Origin of the sequence: Micromonospora sp. NPDC006431 (assembly GCF_042870725.1) — a bacterium.
Lineage (GTDB): Bacteria > Actinomycetota > Actinomycetes > Mycobacteriales > Micromonosporaceae > Micromonospora.
Genome location: NZ_JBIAHQ010000014.1, coordinates 179,368 through 194,964 on the forward strand (window position 1 = coordinate 179,368; position 15,597 = coordinate 194,964).

At 69.8% G+C, this 15,597-nt stretch carries 13 protein-coding genes; 10 read left to right on the plus strand and 3 right to left on the minus strand.

Annotated features, from left to right (window positions below; all coding sequences use genetic code 11):
* Positions 1 to 197: 197 nt before the first annotated feature.
* A complete protein-coding gene (locus ACFYM6_RS23360) occupies positions 198 to 2,087 on the minus strand; it encodes a CocE/NonD family hydrolase (protein WP_387278648.1) in 1,890 nt (629 codons plus the stop codon).
* On the opposite strand from ACFYM6_RS23360, the gene ACFYM6_RS23365 reads away from it, so the two are divergent.
* A complete protein-coding gene (locus tag ACFYM6_RS23365; RefSeq protein WP_387278650.1) occupies positions 2,086 to 2,394 on the plus strand; it encodes a hypothetical protein in 309 nt (102 codons plus the stop codon). The genes ACFYM6_RS23360 and ACFYM6_RS23365 overlap by 2 nt on opposite strands.
* Positions 2,364 to 3,290, plus strand: a complete 927-nt coding sequence (gene bla / locus ACFYM6_RS23370; RefSeq protein WP_387278652.1) for a class A beta-lactamase — start codon at positions 2,364 to 2,366, stop codon at positions 3,288 to 3,290. The genes ACFYM6_RS23365 and bla overlap by 31 nt, the downstream gene beginning before the upstream one ends.
* A gap of 27 nt (positions 3,291 to 3,317) precedes the next feature.
* Here bla and ACFYM6_RS23375 read toward each other — a convergent pair whose 3' ends face one another.
* Entirely contained in the window at positions 3,318 to 4,391 is a 1,074-nt protein-coding gene (locus tag ACFYM6_RS23375; protein WP_387278654.1) for a LacI family DNA-binding transcriptional regulator, read from the minus strand.
* A 277-nt stretch (positions 4,392 to 4,668) separates the two neighbouring features.
* On the opposite strand from ACFYM6_RS23375, the gene ACFYM6_RS23380 reads away from it, so the two are divergent.
* The 8 genes from ACFYM6_RS23380 to ACFYM6_RS23415 all read left to right on the plus strand — a co-directional run bounded on the left by ACFYM6_RS23380 (position 4,669) and on the right by ACFYM6_RS23415 (position 14,070).
* Positions 4,669 to 5,994, plus strand: coding sequence for an ABC transporter substrate-binding protein (locus tag ACFYM6_RS23380; protein ID WP_387278656.1), 1,326 nt, complete (start codon positions 4,669 to 4,671; stop codon positions 5,992 to 5,994).
* Between the two features lie 73 nt (positions 5,995 to 6,067).
* Positions 6,068 to 6,979 carry a carbohydrate ABC transporter permease gene (locus tag ACFYM6_RS23385; protein ID WP_073836037.1) on the plus strand — a complete coding sequence of 304 codons (912 nt, stop codon included), beginning with the start codon at positions 6,068 to 6,070 and terminating at the stop codon, positions 6,977 to 6,979.
* Positions 6,976 to 7,866: a carbohydrate ABC transporter permease gene (locus ACFYM6_RS23390; RefSeq protein WP_387278659.1), complete on the plus strand. Its 891-nt coding sequence runs from the start codon at positions 6,976 to 6,978 to the stop codon at positions 7,864 to 7,866. Before ACFYM6_RS23385 ends, ACFYM6_RS23390 begins: the two co-directional genes overlap by 4 nt.
* Complete coding sequence (locus ACFYM6_RS23395) at positions 7,863 to 9,335, plus strand: L-fuculokinase (protein ID WP_387278661.1); 1,473 nt, start codon at positions 7,863 to 7,865, stop codon at positions 9,333 to 9,335. Before ACFYM6_RS23390 ends, ACFYM6_RS23395 begins: the two co-directional genes overlap by 4 nt.
* Positions 9,332 to 9,967 carry a class II aldolase/adducin family protein gene (locus tag ACFYM6_RS23400; RefSeq protein WP_387278663.1) on the plus strand — a complete coding sequence of 212 codons (636 nt, stop codon included), beginning with the start codon at positions 9,332 to 9,334 and terminating at the stop codon, positions 9,965 to 9,967. The genes ACFYM6_RS23395 and ACFYM6_RS23400 overlap by 4 nt, the downstream gene beginning before the upstream one ends.
* A 13-nt stretch (positions 9,968 to 9,980) precedes the next feature.
* Positions 9,981 to 10,991: a ketose-bisphosphate aldolase gene (locus ACFYM6_RS23405; RefSeq protein WP_387278665.1), complete on the plus strand. Its 1,011-nt coding sequence runs from the start codon at positions 9,981 to 9,983 to the stop codon at positions 10,989 to 10,991.
* A complete protein-coding gene (locus tag ACFYM6_RS23410) occupies positions 10,988 to 12,607 on the plus strand; it encodes a fucose isomerase (RefSeq protein WP_387278667.1) in 1,620 nt (539 codons plus the stop codon). The genes ACFYM6_RS23405 and ACFYM6_RS23410 overlap by 4 nt, the downstream gene beginning before the upstream one ends.
* Positions 12,607 to 14,070, plus strand: a complete 1,464-nt coding sequence (locus ACFYM6_RS23415) for an FGGY-family carbohydrate kinase (RefSeq protein WP_387278669.1) — start codon at positions 12,607 to 12,609, stop codon at positions 14,068 to 14,070. The genes ACFYM6_RS23410 and ACFYM6_RS23415 overlap by 1 nt, the downstream gene beginning before the upstream one ends.
* Positions 14,071 to 14,223: 153 nt before the next feature.
* On the opposite strand, the gene ACFYM6_RS23420 is transcribed toward ACFYM6_RS23415, so the two are convergent.
* On the minus strand, positions 14,224 to 15,384 hold the full coding sequence (locus tag ACFYM6_RS23420; protein WP_387278671.1) for an alkaline phosphatase PhoX: 1,161 nt from the start codon (positions 15,382 to 15,384) through the stop codon (positions 14,224 to 14,226).
* Positions 15,385 to 15,597 lie beyond the last annotated feature (213 nt).

Here is a 15,597-nt window from a genome sequence, read left to right on the forward strand (position 1 = left end):
GGCCGCTGGCTTCGACATCGGGGTGGCCACCGCCGGGCGGTAGGTGCGCGAGGCCGTGACCCGGCTCGCCGGGGCCGCCGACGACCTGGCCGCCGCCATGGCCCGGAAGTTGGCGTACGCACGTCGTGTCGACGAGTTCGCCGCCGACCTTCCGCCTGCTGGCGCAAGGTCGGCGGCGAACGCTGGTGGACACCGCACTAGCGAAGCGGGATCCCGGCTCGGCGAGCGGCCTGCTGACCGCCGAGCACCGGCAGGGCGAGGTGACTGACCTTGGTGTTGACCGTGATGGTCGGCCGCGAGGTGAGTCGCTCGGCTGAGTAACTGCGGTAGCTGCCGACAATGATGACGCCGATCCGGTTGCCAGCGGAGAAGACGTAGTCTTCCGGCAGCAGCGGAATACTGATGTCGTACGTCTGGCCCGGTGTCATGGGCTCGGCCACCGCGACGGAGTTGCGGTTCTGCCCGTCGAGGATCCCCTTGGTCACCCGCCATTGGGTGACGTTGGCCGGCCGGTACGCGACGGGCCGGTAGCACCCGTCGTCGGCTGGGCTCGACTCGCCGTAGCACTCCTCGGGCAGCGTCGTCTGGAGGACTCCGTCGCCGGTTCGGCTGTTCTGCGTGCTCGGCCCATATTCGACCAGGATCGCGCCGAAGTAGGCCGCGTCGAGGCTCGACGATGCGGTCAGGTTGATCACGGGGGTGCCCGAGATACGTAGGTCCTCCTCGAGCGGCGGGGACAGGAAGGCCAGCCGGTTCTCTGCCGGCTGGTTCGGGTTGTCGATCATCGCCGCTTCGAGTTGGTTGGGGTTGTCGACGAACGAACGGGTGGTCGGCGTGCCCGCGGCCGGGGTGAGTGCGAGCCCTCCGGCGCTGTCGGTGCCGGGACGCAGCCACATGTTGACGTTCCCAGTGCGGGGGATCGGCCAGTCGGCGTGCTGCTCCCACACGCCGACGGCCGGTTCCACGTCGACCTTCGGCTCGTTCACGATGCCGTTGTTGATCCCCTGAAGCCAGTAGTCGAACCAGCGGTGCAGCGTGTCGACCCACACCTCCCGACGGAAGTCGAACGGGTCGATGTGACCAACGCGGCCGACCCACAGCTTGCGCGGGACGTCGTACGTCTTCAGCGCTTCCCAGAACTTGCTGAAGTGGTCGGGCCGGACGTTGTCGTCCTGGATGCCGTGGACGAGGAACACGCTGGCGTTGATGTTCGCGGCGTCGTCCAGGTAGTTCCGCTCGTGCCAGAACGGCGTGTAGTCGCCGTGCTCGTCGCCGTCGTTGGCGCCTATCTCATTCCAGACCGGCGCGCACCTGGATTGACGCGCCGGGTCGTCAGCCGTGATGGTCCGGGCGAGCGACCCCAGGTAGTTGTTGCCGCGTGTGACGATGCCGCTGGTACGCGTGTAGTCGTAGTAGTTGTACGGCCCTGAGATCGGAACGACCGTGGACAGGCCACTGACGCCGGACGCCGCCGCGGCCATCGCCAGCGACCCGTCGTACGACTTTCCGATCATCGCGGACTTGCCGTTATGCCAGTCGACCACGACCGGATCGCCGTGGGAGTCGTGCCCGCTGCGGCGGCCGTTGAGCCAGTCGATGACTGCCGGACCGGAGGCGTTCTCGTTCGCGCCCTGGATCGTCGGGCAGCCGGTGGAACCGGCCGTGCCGGGCATGTCGACGAGTGCGACGGCGTAGCCACGGGGCACGAAGTAGTTGTCGTAGAACAGCGGCCAGCGGTCGAGCAGGCCATCACCATCGAGGTCGGCCTTGAGTTCGGACTCGTTGCCGCGCCCCAAAGTCGCGTAGTACGGGCTGTCGTCGATGATGACGGGCACCTTCAGGCCCTGCTCGCTGGCCGCCGGCCGAATGATATCGACACGGATGACATCCTTGGTGCCGTCCCGGTCGCTGTCGAAGTCGGTGTCGACCCAGATCCGCTCGCGGATCGCGTCGGCGTAGCCGAACTCCGGCTGGGTGACTCCGTCCTTCACCACGATCGTCGGCGCCTCGACCCGCTCGGCGGCCATCGCCGGCGCCGTCACGGCTAGCATCGCCATTGCTGCGCCGACCGAAACGATCGCCCTCATGGCTTCCCTCCACATCCGGCCCGCGCGGCAGCGCTCACTCGGCGCGCCGACTCGACCACTACGGGGACGCTACGAAAAGGGCCGATTGGTCGTCATCAAGCAGATGCACGAAGTCCTTGGCGCGCCGCATAGACATCTGCCGAGACACGCAGCGGTCATCGCCGGCATCGTTATCGTCGGCCGTAGCCGACGGCATGTCGCTGCTGGCACCGTGGCGCCGCCGTCGCATCCGCTCGTCGCCGGCCGGGCGTCGACCGACGAAAGGAGTACCTGGTCATGGTTCCTGCGCCCCGCCGGGCCGCCGTGACGCTCGTCGCCACGCTCGCGCTCGCCCCGCTCACCGCGTGCTCGGCAGCCGGCGCGCCCGGGGCCTCCCCGTCGAGCCCTCCGCCGAGCCCGGTCGCCACCTCCCCGCCGCCCTCGGTCATGCCGGACTTCGCCCGGCTCGAAACGGAGTTCGACGCTCGGCTCGGCGTCTACGCCATCGACACCGGCACCGGTCGTACCGTCGAGCATCGCGCCGACGAACGGTTCGGCTACGCCTCGACCTTCAAGGCGCTCGCGGCCGCGGCGATGCTGGACGCGGCCTCAACCGCCGAGCTGAATCAGGTGGTCCGCTACGCGCGGGCCGACCTGGTGACCCACTCGCCGATCACCGAGCGGCACGTGGGGACCGGGATGACCCTGCGCGAGCTGGGCGACGCCGCCGTTCGATACAGCGACAACACCGCCGCCAACCTGCTGCTGAAGCGGCTCGGCGGCCCGGCCGGCTTCGAGCGGGCGCTGCGCGACCTCGGCGACCAGGTCACCGACCCGGAGCGGATCGAGACCGATCTCAACGAGGCGGCCCCCGGGGACCGGCGCGACACGAGCACGCCTCGGGCCCTCGCCACCGATCTACGGGCGTACGTCCTCGGCGACGCGCTCTCCGCCGAGGACCGCGCGGTGCTGACCGGGTGGCTCAAGGGGAACACGACCGGGGACAAGCTCATCCGGGCCGGCGTCCCGGCCGGCTGGCAGGTCGGCGACAAGACCGGCTCCGGCGGGTACGGCACCCGCAACGACATCGCGGTGATCTGGCCTCCCGACGGTGCCCCCATCGTGCTCGCGGTCCTCTCCAGCCGCGACGAGAAGGACGCGGAGCACGACGACAAGCTGATCGCCCAGGCGGCGAAGTTGACGGTCGAGGCCCTGCGCCGGTAGACGCAGCGCGTCGGATGCCGGCTGAGGTTACGGGTTGAGGTGGGCGGATCGGGTCAGGATCGCGGAGGTGACCGGATCGGTGGTGGCCAGGTCGGGCCGGCGCACGCGGGGCAGTGGTGCCTCGCCGTCCGCCGGCAGGGTGGCGTTCAGCATCACCGTTCGGGCTGGCTGGCCGGGGGAGCGCAGCCGATCGAGCAGCAGCTTGCCGGCCGCCTGGCCCAGCTCGTACGCGGGCTGGTGGATGACGGAGATCGCTGGCGTGAGTAGCCCGGTCCACGGCGCGTCGTCGAAGACCACCAGCTCGACGTCCTGGCCGGGGGTGAGTTGCCGGTCGCGCAGTATGCGTAGGACGCCGACGGCCATCATGCTGTTGGCCACCAGGATGGCCTCGACGTCCGCCGTTTCCAGCAGGGCGTCCGCGGCTTGGCGGCCGCCGTTCTCGTTGAAGGCGGCGTAGCGGATGAGGTTCTCGTCGATCGGCAGTCCGGCGTCCTGTAAGGCTTCTCGGTAGCCGAGCACCCGTTCGCTGGCGGTGAAGACGCGCTGCGGTCCGGTGATACAGGCGATCCGGCGGTGGCCGCGGGCGATCATGCGGTCGACCGCCGTTCGGGCTGCGCGACGTGAGTCGATCAGGACCGTGTCCACTGCCAGGTCTTGCCGTAACGGCCGGTCCATGGTGATGACCGGCAGGCCTCGGGACAGCAGCCGGTCGACCCGGCTGGTCGCCGACGTCGGCGTGATCAGCACGCCGGATACCCGGTACTGCGCGGCGATGCTGAGGTAGCCCTCTTCCTTCTCCGGGTTCTCGTCCGTGTTGCACAGCAGCAACGAGTACCCGGCCGACTGGGCTACGTCCTCCACGCCGCGGGTGACCTGGGTGAGGAACGGGTTCTCGATGTCCGCGATGATCAGCGCCCAGGTGGCCGAGGTCTGCTGGCGCAGGGAACGGGCCAGCGAGTTCGGCACGTAGCCGAGTTCCCGTGCGGCGCGGCGGACGCGCTCGGCGGTGTCCGGTCGCACGGCGGTGTCGGAGGCGAACACGCGCGACACGGTTGCGGTGGACACCTGGGCGAGCCGGGCCACGTCACGGATGGTGGTCAAGGCGGGCCCTTCGCGGTGGCGTTCCGGTGGTGAGGTGAGCACAGGTTACCCGTCGGGCGGGCGGCGGTCGATGAGCCACGGCTGGAATGTAATCGATTACAGATTTCCCTGGCAAGAAGCGGCTTGGCGAGGCGTGGAAGATTGCCGAGCCGTGAAGGGGCTGTTGCGGCTACGTGTAAAAGTCCAGCACAAGAGGGGGTTGTGCCTGTGGCACAGCTCATGTAATCGTCTACATCCACGGGCCGCCTCCGGCCCCGTCCGTGGGAAGGACCTGACAGTGAAGCGGCAAAGAAAACTTGGCGCCGTTGCTGCGGCGACAGCGCTCACCCTCGGGCTCGCCGCATGCGCCGGCGGTGCCAGTGACAACCAGTCCACCAGCGGCGGGTCGGGATCCCTGACCTTCCGGTCGTGGAGTCCGATCGAACAGACCACCCAGCAGATGATCGCGGCGTTCAAGCAGGCGAACCCGGACGCGAAGATCGACGCGACCATCTTCAACTACCCCGAGTACCTGGTCGACCTGCAGACCCGGGCCGCGTCCAACACGATGCCCGACATCGTCGGCCTTCAGCCTGGCGCGCTCACCCAGCAGTACCGGGCCAACCTCATGCCGTTGCAGGACTGCGCCCAGAAGACGTGGGGCGCCGACTGGCAGAAGAAGTTCTATCCGATCGGCATCGAGCAGGCCCGAATGGGCAACCCGGCCGGCGACGAGAACTTCTACACGCTCCCGCTGCTCGTGCAGACCGTGAACCTCTGGGCCAACACCAAGATCTTCGACGAGAAGCACGCCCAGATCCCGCAGACCTGGGACCAGCTCAAGGCGACGGTCAACCAGCTCAAGGGCGGGGAGTACGCGCCGTTCATGCTGCCCGCCAAGGACAGCTGGCTGCGCAACGTCGTCTTCCTGCAGATCGCCAACAACATCGAGCCGGGCCTGGTCTACAAGGCCGAGGACGGCTCCGACTCGTGGACCAACCCCAAGCTCGTCGAAGCGTTCGACTACTGGGGCAAGCTCTTCACCGAGGGCATCGCCCAGAAGGGCGCGATCGGCCTGGACGCCTACCCGACCGGCGCGAACCAGTTCGAGGCGGGCAACGCGGCGATGATCCCGCTCGGCGCCTGGTGGATCCAGCAGTCCGACCCGACCAAGACCGGCCTGCCGCCGCTGTCCGAGGGCATGTCCGGCTACCAGCCGTTCCTGTTCCCGACCATCCCGGGCGGCGCCGCCCAGCCGCAGCTCGTCGGCGGCATCGACGTCTCGCTGGGCATCGCCAAGAACACCAAGAACCCCGACGTGGCGTGCAAGGTGCTCACCGACTGGATCGCCGGCGCGGGCGCCCAAAAGCTGATCAACACGTTCAACGACCTGCCCGCGGTGACCGGCCTGAACCCGGAGAAGTTCACCAGCGACAAGCAGAAGCAGATCTGGACGACCCTGACCTCGGACTGGATGCCGCAGGTGAAGTACTCCCGCTACCTGAAGACCCCGCAGATGGACACCGCGCTCGGGGACGCACTGTCCGGCATCGCCACGGGTGAGCTGACGCCCCAGGCGGCCGCCGCGAAGGTGCAGGCGGAACAGCAGAAGGTCAACGGCTGAGCGGCCCCGGCCGCCCGAATCAGGCGGATGAGGGTGTGCGGCCCACACCCTCATCCGGCCACGGAGCTGACCAATGAGTGACCACACCGTTCAGAAGCACACCGCTCCCCGGGAGTGGCTTGCCGGAACCCTCTTCCTGCTGCCAGCCATCGTGCTGTTCGGGATCTTCGTCATCTACCCGATCGTCTACAACTTCCAGGCCAGCAGCCTCGACTGGGACGGGGTGAACCCGGGCAGATTCGTCGGCCTCGGCAACTACACCCGGCTCTTCCAGGACCCGATCTTCCTGACCACCCTGAAGAACTCCGGCTGGTGGATCCTGCTCACCATCATCCCGCAGGCCCTCATCGGGTTCTTCCTGGCCATGCTGCTCAACGAGAAGCTGCGCGGCCGGGCGATCTACCGGGCGATCTTCTTCATCCCCGCCGTGCTCTCCCCGGTGGTGGTGGGCATCGTCTGGCAGCGCATCTTCGACCCGTTCAACGGCGTGGTCGCCAAGCTGGGCCGGGCCACCGGGCTCGACTTCCTGGTGCACGGCTACCTCGCCGACCCGAAGACCGCCATCTTCGCCGCGATCGTCGTCAACGTGTGGATGTGGACCGGCTTCTCCATGCTGTTCTATCTCGCCGGCCTGCAGCTCATCGACAGCAGTGTGCTGGCCGCCGCCAAGATCGACGGTGCCGGCACCTGGCGCACGATCCGCAGCATCATCTGGCCGCTGCTCCGGCAGACCCACCTGTCCCTGCTGCTGCTCGGCATCATCGGCTCGCTGAAGACCTTCGAACTCGTCTACGTCCTCACCGAGGGCGGACCCAACCACGCCTCCGAGATGCTCCCCACCTACACCTTCAAGCAGGCCTTCCAGCTGCAGAGCGTCGGGTACGCCTCGACCATCAGCGCGGTCCTGCTGCTGATCGCGGTGATCAGCTCGCTGTCGATGGTGCGGGCGTTCGGATCGGGCTTCCTCACCGGAGACGAGAAATGACCACTGACCGCAAGGCCATCCCGGCGACTGCCACGCCGGCACGAGCCGACTCCGGACCGGTCCGGCCGCACCGGCGCCGCCTTCCACACTGGTCACACGCCGTTCTCGCCCCGCTGGCCGTGCTCTGGCTGATCCCGCTCGTCATGGTCGTCGGCCTGTCGTTGCTGCCCACCTCGAACCCGGGCACCACCGCCCTCGGGCTGTTCCCGCAGGAGCCGTCGCTGGGCAACTACGTGCAGATCTGGACCAACAATCCGATCCTGCGGAACCTGGTGAACAGCCTGCTGGTCACCGTCCCGTCGGTGCTGCTGGTCATCCTGTTCGGCTCCATGACCGCGTTCGTGCTGGCGCGGCTGCGCGTACCGCTCAAGGCGGTGATCTTCGGGGCGCTCACCCTGGCGCTGATCCTGCCGATGTCGAGCATCGTCGTGGCCACCTTCAAGATCCTTCAGGCCATGGGCCTCTACAACAACCTGGCCGGCCTGGTGCTCGTCTACACAGCGCTGGGCCTGCCGTTCGCGGTCATCATCATCCGCACATCGTTCCTCGCGGTGCCGAACGAGCTGTACGAGGCGGCCATGCTGGACGGCGCGAGCAAGTTCTCCGTTTACTGGAAGGTCTACCTGCCGCTGAGCCGGCCCGCCCTGGCCGTCGTGGCGATCTGGCAGTCCATGTCGTCCTGGAACGACTTCCTGCTGCCGCTGGTCACCCTCGAGGACAACACGCTCAAGCCACTGACCCTGATCCCGCTGGCCTACCGCGGCACCTTCCTCAGCCAGCCGGGCGCGCTGTTCGCGATCCTGGTACTCATCTCGATCCCGATCGTGGTGGTCTTCCTGCTGGTCCAGCGCCACCTGGTCAACGGCCTGTCCGGGGCGATCAAATGAGCCTGCTCGGCGTCGACCTGGGCACCAGCGGCGTACGGGTGGTGGCGATCTCGGCGGCCGGCGTCGAGATCGCCGGCGCGACCCGCGCGACCGCCCTGCACCGGCCGGCGCCCGGCATCGTGGAGACCGACGCCGACGAGGTGCTGGCCGCGGCCACCGCGCTGCTCGCCGAGGTCGCGGCCCGCGACGCGGTGGCCGCCGACCCGCCGGAGGCGATCTCGTTCAGCGTGCAGGGCGAGGCGGTCCTGCCGGTCGACGCCGAGGGCAAGGCTCTCGCTCCGGCGCCGGTGAGCATGGACCGGCGCGGTGCCGGCCTGGCCGACCAGGTCGCCGCGGGACTGGGCGCCGGCGAGGTGCAGCGGATCACCGGCCAGCCGCCGCACCCGATGTTCTCCGTCTACAAGATTCCCGGCTGGACCGGTCCGGACGTGCGCGGCTATCGCTGCCTGGGCGACTACGTCGCCGCCCGGCTCGGCGCGCGGCCGGCGCTGGACACCAGCATGGCGGCCCGTACCGGCGGCTTCGACGTCGACCGCGGCGTCTGGTCGGCCGAGCTGCTCGCCGCCACCGGCGTCCCGGTCGCCCTGCTGCCCGAGGTGGTCCCACCGGGCACCATGATCGGCAAGCTCAGCGCCGACGCGGCCAGCGCAACGGGACTGCCGGCCGGCCTGCCGCTCGTGGTCGGATCGCACGACCAGGCGTCGTCGTTCCTCGGCGGCGGTGGCCGGTTCGGCTCGGCGGCCGTGTTCTCCTTCGGATCCAGCGACTGCCTGACCGTCGGATCACCCGCACGTCCCGGCGGGCTCGTCGGCACCGGCCTGGCGTCGTACCCGATGGGTGAGGGGCGCTGGCTCACCCTGGCCGGCACCGCCGCGGGCGGTTGGGCGCTGGACTGGTTCGCCACGCTGGCCGGCGTCGCCGGGCCGGCCGAGCGCGACGCCCTCTTCGAGGCGGCGTCGCCCGAGCCGCCGCAGGTGCTGGTGCTGCCGTACTTCGCCGGATCCGGGACGCTCGACAACGACCCGAGGGCCCGTGGCGCCATCGTCGGGCTCACCCTCGAGACCACCCGGGAGCAGCTCGCCCGCGCCTTCCTCGAGTCGTCCGCGTTCGAGCTGCGCAAGATCGCCGACGCGCTCACCGAGCGGGGCGTCACCATCGGCGCCGTACACGCCGTCGGCGGCGGCGCCCGCAGCCACCGGACGCTGGCCATCCGCGCCTCCGCCGCCGGCCTTGCGCTGACCCCGGTGCCCGGGCACGCGGCCGCCCGCGGCGCGGCCCTGCAGGCCGGCGCCGGCATCGGCCGCTATCCGTCGCTCGCCGAGCTGCCCGCACCGGCCTGCCTGCCGGTCGCCCACCCCGACCCCGGCACGGCCCAGTGGTACGCCGCACAGTCGCGCCGGTTCCGTGACCTCTATCCGACCCTCATCCCGCACGACCGTAGTTTTTCCGATCCGAAGGAGATCCGGTGACCGAGTTCGACCTGCAGCAGACCAAGCAGGACGTGCTGGACTACTGCCTGCTGTCCATGCGCTACGGCCTCAACTTCAACACCCAGGGCAACATCAGCGTCCGGCTGCCCGGCACAGACCGGTTCCTGATCACGCCGACCGACCTGGAGTACGACCGGATGACGGCCGACGACATGGTGGTGGTGGACGCCGACGCCAACGTCATCGAGGGGCCGCACCAGCCGTCCTCCGAGGTGACCGTGCACCTGGCGGTCTACCGCCGGCGGCCGGACGTGAACGCGATCGTGCACACCGAGCCGGTCTTCGCCAACGTCTTCGGGGTGGCCGGCCAGCCGATCACCGGCGCCCTGGTCAACATGGTCATCTACACCAAGGGCGATGTCCAGATCATGCCGTTCGCCCTCAGCAACCGCACCGAGTTCGGCGACGCGATGTGCGACGTGATGGGGGACCTGAACGCCGTGGTCTGGGCGAACCACGGCCTGCTCACCGTGGGCGAGAACCTGCGGGACGCGTTCAAGACCACCGTCGCGGTGGAGAGCGCCGCCAAGGTGCTGCTGCACGCCCGGGCGTTGACCGACAAGCCGATCGTCCTGGACTACCACTCGCTCGGCATCACCACGTCGCTCTGAGGAAGGGCACCCCATGCCACTGGTCACTCTCCGACAGGCGCTGGACGAGGCGCGGCGCGGCGGGTACGCCCTCGGCGCGTTCAACGTCAGCGACGTGCTGCAGGCCGAGGCGGTCCTCGACGCCGCCGCCGAGACGTCGTCGCCGGTCATCCTCGCCTCGCTGGCCGGCGTCACCGCCCACGGCGGCGACGAGCGGTTCTGGTCGGCGCTGCATCACCTGATCGACGGCTACCCGCAGCTGCCCGTGGTGCTCCACCTGGACCACGGCCCGGACCCCGCCACCTGCCGGCGGGCGATGGACAACGGCTTCACCAGCGTCATGATCGACGGCAGCCTCCGCGCCGACGGCACCCCGTCCTCGTTCGCCGAGAACCTCGCGGTGACCACCGAGGTGGTGGCGGAGGCCCACCGGCGCGGGGTTTCCGTGGAGGGCGAGCTGGGCACGATCGGCGGCTCCAAGACCGACGGATCCCGGGCGCCGATCGTGCTCGCCGACCCCGACCAGGCCAGGGAATTCGTGGCGGCGACCGGCGTGGACGCCCTCGCCGTGGCGATCGGCACCTCGCACGGCGCCTACAAGTTCGACGCACCCCCGGACGGGTCCGTGCTGCAGATGACGCTGATCGAAAAGATTAGCAGCCTGGTGCCGCAGACCCACCTGGTCATGCACGGCTCGTCGTCGCTGCCCGCTCAGCTGCGGGAGCAGAACAACCGGTACGGCGCCGGCCTGCCCGAGTCCTGGGGCGTGCCGGACGCGGAGAAGGTCCGGTCCATCACCATGGGCGTCCGCAAGATCAACCAGGGCATGGACTCGCATCTGGCCTTCACCGGGGCGGCGCGGCAGGCGCTGGGCACGGACCGGCTGAACGTCGATCCGGCGTACTACCTGCGCCCCGGCCGCGAGGCGATGCAGCGGATGGTCGCCGAGCGCATGCGCCTCTTCGGGCAGGCCGGCCACGCCGACGACTACCAGCCCGTACCCCTCGCCGAGATGGCCCGTCGCTACACCCTGGAGACGTCATGATCGAGCACGCGTACCTCGTCGCCAACGGCGACCAGCGGCTGTCCGCCAACCAGCTCTGCTGGCCCGCCCAACAGCGGTTCGAGGCCCTCCTCACGGAGGCGTTCCGGAAGCGGGGCGTCACCCTGGAGCGGGCGCACCCGGCGGACACGCCGGAGGGGCACGGCTTCATCGCCAGCCAGGCGCAGGGCCTCGCGGTGCTCGGCGCGCTGCCGCCGGACGCTCCGGTGGTCATGGCCGAAGGCGTGTGGATGTTCTCCCAGCAGGTCCTCGGCGGGCTGCTGCGGCACCGCGGCCCGATCCTCACCGTGGCCAACTGGGAAGGGGAGTGGCCCGGCCTGGTCGGCCTGCTCAACCTCAACGCCTCGCTGGCCAAGGCCGGGCGGCCGTTCGAGACCCTGTGGAGCCGCACCTTCACCGACGACTGGTTCAACGCCCGCCTCGACGAATGGCTGACCAAGGGCAGCATCCAGCACGACCTCCGCCACGTCACGCCGTTCGACGCGTCCGCCGTGGACGGCCGCGCCCGCCAGGCCGCCGACGACGTCCTCGGCCGGCTGCGCCGGGAGGGCGCCATCCTCGGCGTCTTCGACGAGGGCTGCATGGGCATGTACAACGCGATCATCCCCGACGAGCTGCTCTTCCCGCTCAACGTCTTCAAGGAGCGGCTGTCCCAGTCGGCCCTGTACGCCGAGACCATGCGGGCGAGCGAGGACGAGGCGGTGGCCGCCCTGCGGTGGCTGACCGACCGGGGCATGACCTTCCACTTCGGCACCGACGAGGCCACCGAGCTCACCCGCGAGCAGGTCCTGCTCCAGTTGCGGATGTACGCCGCCGCGGCCCGGATCGCGGACCGGTTCCGGTGCGACATCATCGGCATCCAGTACCAGCTCGGTCTCGCCGACGTCCTCCCCGCTTCCGACCTGGCAGAGGGCCTGCTGAACAACGCCGATCGCCCGCCGGTCACCGGGGACGACGGTGCGGTCATCCGCGACGGCGCCCCGATCACCCACTTCAACGAGGTCGACGAGTGTGCCGGCCTGGACGCCCTGCTCACCACCCGGCTGGCCGGCGCGCTCGGGCAGCCGGTGGAGACCACCCTGCACGACGTGCGGTGGGGCGACCACGACGCCAGCGGCACGGTGGACGACTTCGTCTGGGTTTTCGAGATCTCCGGCGCGGTGCCGCCCGAGCACCACATCGGCGGGTACGCCGGCACCGACTCGATGCGCCAGCCACCGCTCTACTTCCGGCTCGGTGGCGGCACGGTGCGGGGCGTGGCCAAGCCCGGCGAGCTGGTCTGGTCGCGGATCTTCGTCGAGGGCGGCGAGCTGCACATGGACCTCGGCCGGGCCACCGTGGTGGAGCTACCCGCGGCGGAGACCGAACGGCGGTGGGCGGCGACCACCCGGGAGTGGCCGATCATGCACGCTGTGCTGCACGGCGTCACCCGGGACCAGTTCATGGCCCGGCACCGGTCGAACCACATCCAGGTCAGCTACGCCACCGACGCGGCCGGAGCCGACGAACTGCTCGCCGCGAAGGCGCTGACCGCGCACCAGCTGGGCCTGCGGGTCAACCTCTGCGGCAGCCGTCCCGACAACGTCCCGCTGCTCTGATGGACGTCTTCCTCGGCGTCGACGTCGGCACCGCGAGCACCAAAGGCGTCGCCGTCACCGCGGACGGCCGGGTCGTGGCCCGTGCGCAGGTCGCGCACGGCCTGAGCAGCCCGCGACCCGGCTGGTACGAGCACGATCCGGAGTCGGTCTGGTGGGACGACTTCCGGCGGGTGATCGCCGAACTGACCGCCGATCCCGATATGCGCCCGGCCGGCCTGGGGGTCAGCGGCATCGGACCGTGCCTGCTGCCCGCCGACGAGGCCGGCAGGCCGCTGCGGCCAGCCGTCCTCTACGGCATCGACACCCGGGCCGAGGAGGAGATCGGCCTGCTCACCGACCGGTGGGGCGCGGCGGAGATCGTGCGCCGCGGGTCGATCCTCACCTCCCAGGCGATCGGGCCGAAGCTGTACTGGCTCGCCCGGCACGAGCCGGACATCTTCGCCCGAACTCGAATGATGTTCATGGCCAGCTCCTTCCTGGTGCACCGGCTCACCGGCGAGTACCTGCTCGACCACCACTCGGCGAGCCAGGTGAGCCCGCTCTACGACCAGCGGGCCGGCGACTGGGACGCCGCCTGGTGGGACGAGATCGCGCCGCACGTACGGCGCCCTCCGCTGCGCTGGGCGAACGAGGTGGTCGGCCGGGTCACCGCCGAGGCCGCCCGGCGGACCGGCCTGCCCGCCGGTCTGCCGGTGACCGCCGGCACCATCGACGCCTGGGCCGAGGCGGAGAGCGTCGCCGTCCGCGCGCCCGGCGACCTCATGCTGATGTACGGCAGCACCATGTTCCTGGTCGCGATGACCGACCGGCCGCTGACCAGCAGCCGGCTGTGGCCCACCGTCGGCCTACGTCCCGGGGTGAACTGCCTCGCCGCCGGGATGGCCACCGCCGGGTCGGTCACCGGCTGGCTGGCCGACCTGACCGGCGCGGACTACGCCGCCTTGACCAGGGAGGCGACTGCGGTCGCGCCCGGCAGCGACGGACTGCTGATGCTGCCGTACCTGGCCGGGGAGCGTACGCCGATCTTCGACCCCCGGGCGCGGGGCGTGGTGGCGGGCTTGACCCTCGGCCACGGCCGAGGCCACCTGTACCGGGCGGCACTGGAGGGGGTGGCGTACGGGGTGCGACACAACATCACGGCAATGCGCGAGGCCGGGGCGGTACCGGCGCGGGTCGTACCGGTCGGCGGCGGGACCACCGGCGACCTGTGGACGCAGATCGTCAGCGACGTGACCGGCCTGGTGCAGGAGCTTCCCCGGGAGACGACCGGGGCGGCGTACGGCGACGCGATGCTGGCCGCGGCCGCGACCGGGGCGGCATCCGACACCGCAGCATGGAACCCGATGATCCGTTCGATCGAGCCGGACCCTCGACACCGTGACCGGTACGACGCCCTCTTCGCCGACTACCTGGCGCTGTACGAGTCCACCACACCGATCGTGCATCGCCTCTCCGGACCGTGACGGCTCGTAGCCCCGCTAGCGCATACCTTCAGCGACCGCTTCCCGGCCGCTGAAACCCACAAAACCAATCGCTGGAAACACCGTTGGCGAACAGCCCCGCTGGCCCGCCCCACGGATGGGGCGGGCCAGGCTGAGCCGTGCGGGGTCAGGGGGTCAGGTACGGAAGGGCCCGGTCACGCAGTAGGTGATGCCGCCGGAGGAGGATCCCGTCGTGCCGCGCTGGGACGAGAAGTAGAGTCGGTCGCCGGCGGGGGTGAAGGCGGGGCCGGTGATTTCCGACGAGCTCTGTCCGTTGATCCGCAGGAACACCGAGATCGTGTCGTTCGGGGTGATCATGCAGATCTCCATGTTGCCGCCGTCCTCGGCGACGTAGAGGTCTCCGAACGTCGAGCCGGTGACGTTGTCGACACCGGTGAGCGGGGCCGGGCCCGGGTTGACCAGGTTGTCGTCATAGGCCAACTCGTAGGTGTTGTTGGCGAGGTTGACCTGCCAGACCCGGTTGTCGCCCTTGGTGGTGAACCAGACGGTGTCGTTGGCGTAGTGGCAACCCTCCCCGCCGTTGAAAACCTTGGCGCCGGAGACCTGCCGGCGGGTGACCGTGGGCGACCCGTCGGGGTCAGGGACGGTGGCCCAGGTGAACGTGCCGGACGTTGCGGTGCCGGCCACGAGGACCTGCAGGGTGCCGGCGGAGAGGTCACCCCAGGTGGTCGGGACGAACCGGTAGAACCGACCGTCGGTCTCGTCCTCGGTCAGGTAGATGACCTTACGGACCGGGTCGGCGGCGGCGGCCTCGTGCTTGAACCGGCCCATGGCCGGTCGTACGACGGCCGCACCGCCCAGGGGGTAGGTCTCCCAAACCCGGCCGAGACTGATCTCTTCACAGGACAGCCAGGTGTTCCACGGGGTCTTGCCGCCGGCACAGTTGTTGTTGGTGCCGGACAGGATGCGGGAGGCGCCGGTGATCTGGCCGCTGGAGTTGAACGAGATCATCGACGCGCCGCCGCCCGACGTGGCGCTGGTCTCGGCGTTGGACACGTAGATCCAGCCGCTGCCGTTCGGGATCACGGCACCACCGTCCGGCGCGCTGTGCCAGACGTACGATGTGCCGGGCACCACCTGGCCGGACCGGGCAATGACCTGGCTGGTGAAGCCAGCCGGCAGTTGGATGCCGTTGGCGTCGGCGGCCTGCAGCGGACCGTAGGGGCTGGCGGCGTTCTGTGCCGGTGCCGCGTACGCCGTGGACCACGCCGTGAATGGCAGTACCAAACCACCGGCTCCGGCCACCGTTGCCCTCAGTAGTGTGCGCCGATCCATGAACCCTCCTCGATATCGGATACCGAGAACATAGTGGTGGTTTTCTATCCAGCGGCGAAGCGTGAGGTGAACGGCGCGCGGCGACCGCTTGGCGATCGGTAGACATGCCCCTCGGGTTCGGTTACCGCTCGCAGGATCCGCTGTCGAGGTGGAAGTACCGCGTGTTGGCCCAGCGGCAGAGCCGGATGCCGACGACGATGCCGGCGATCGTGA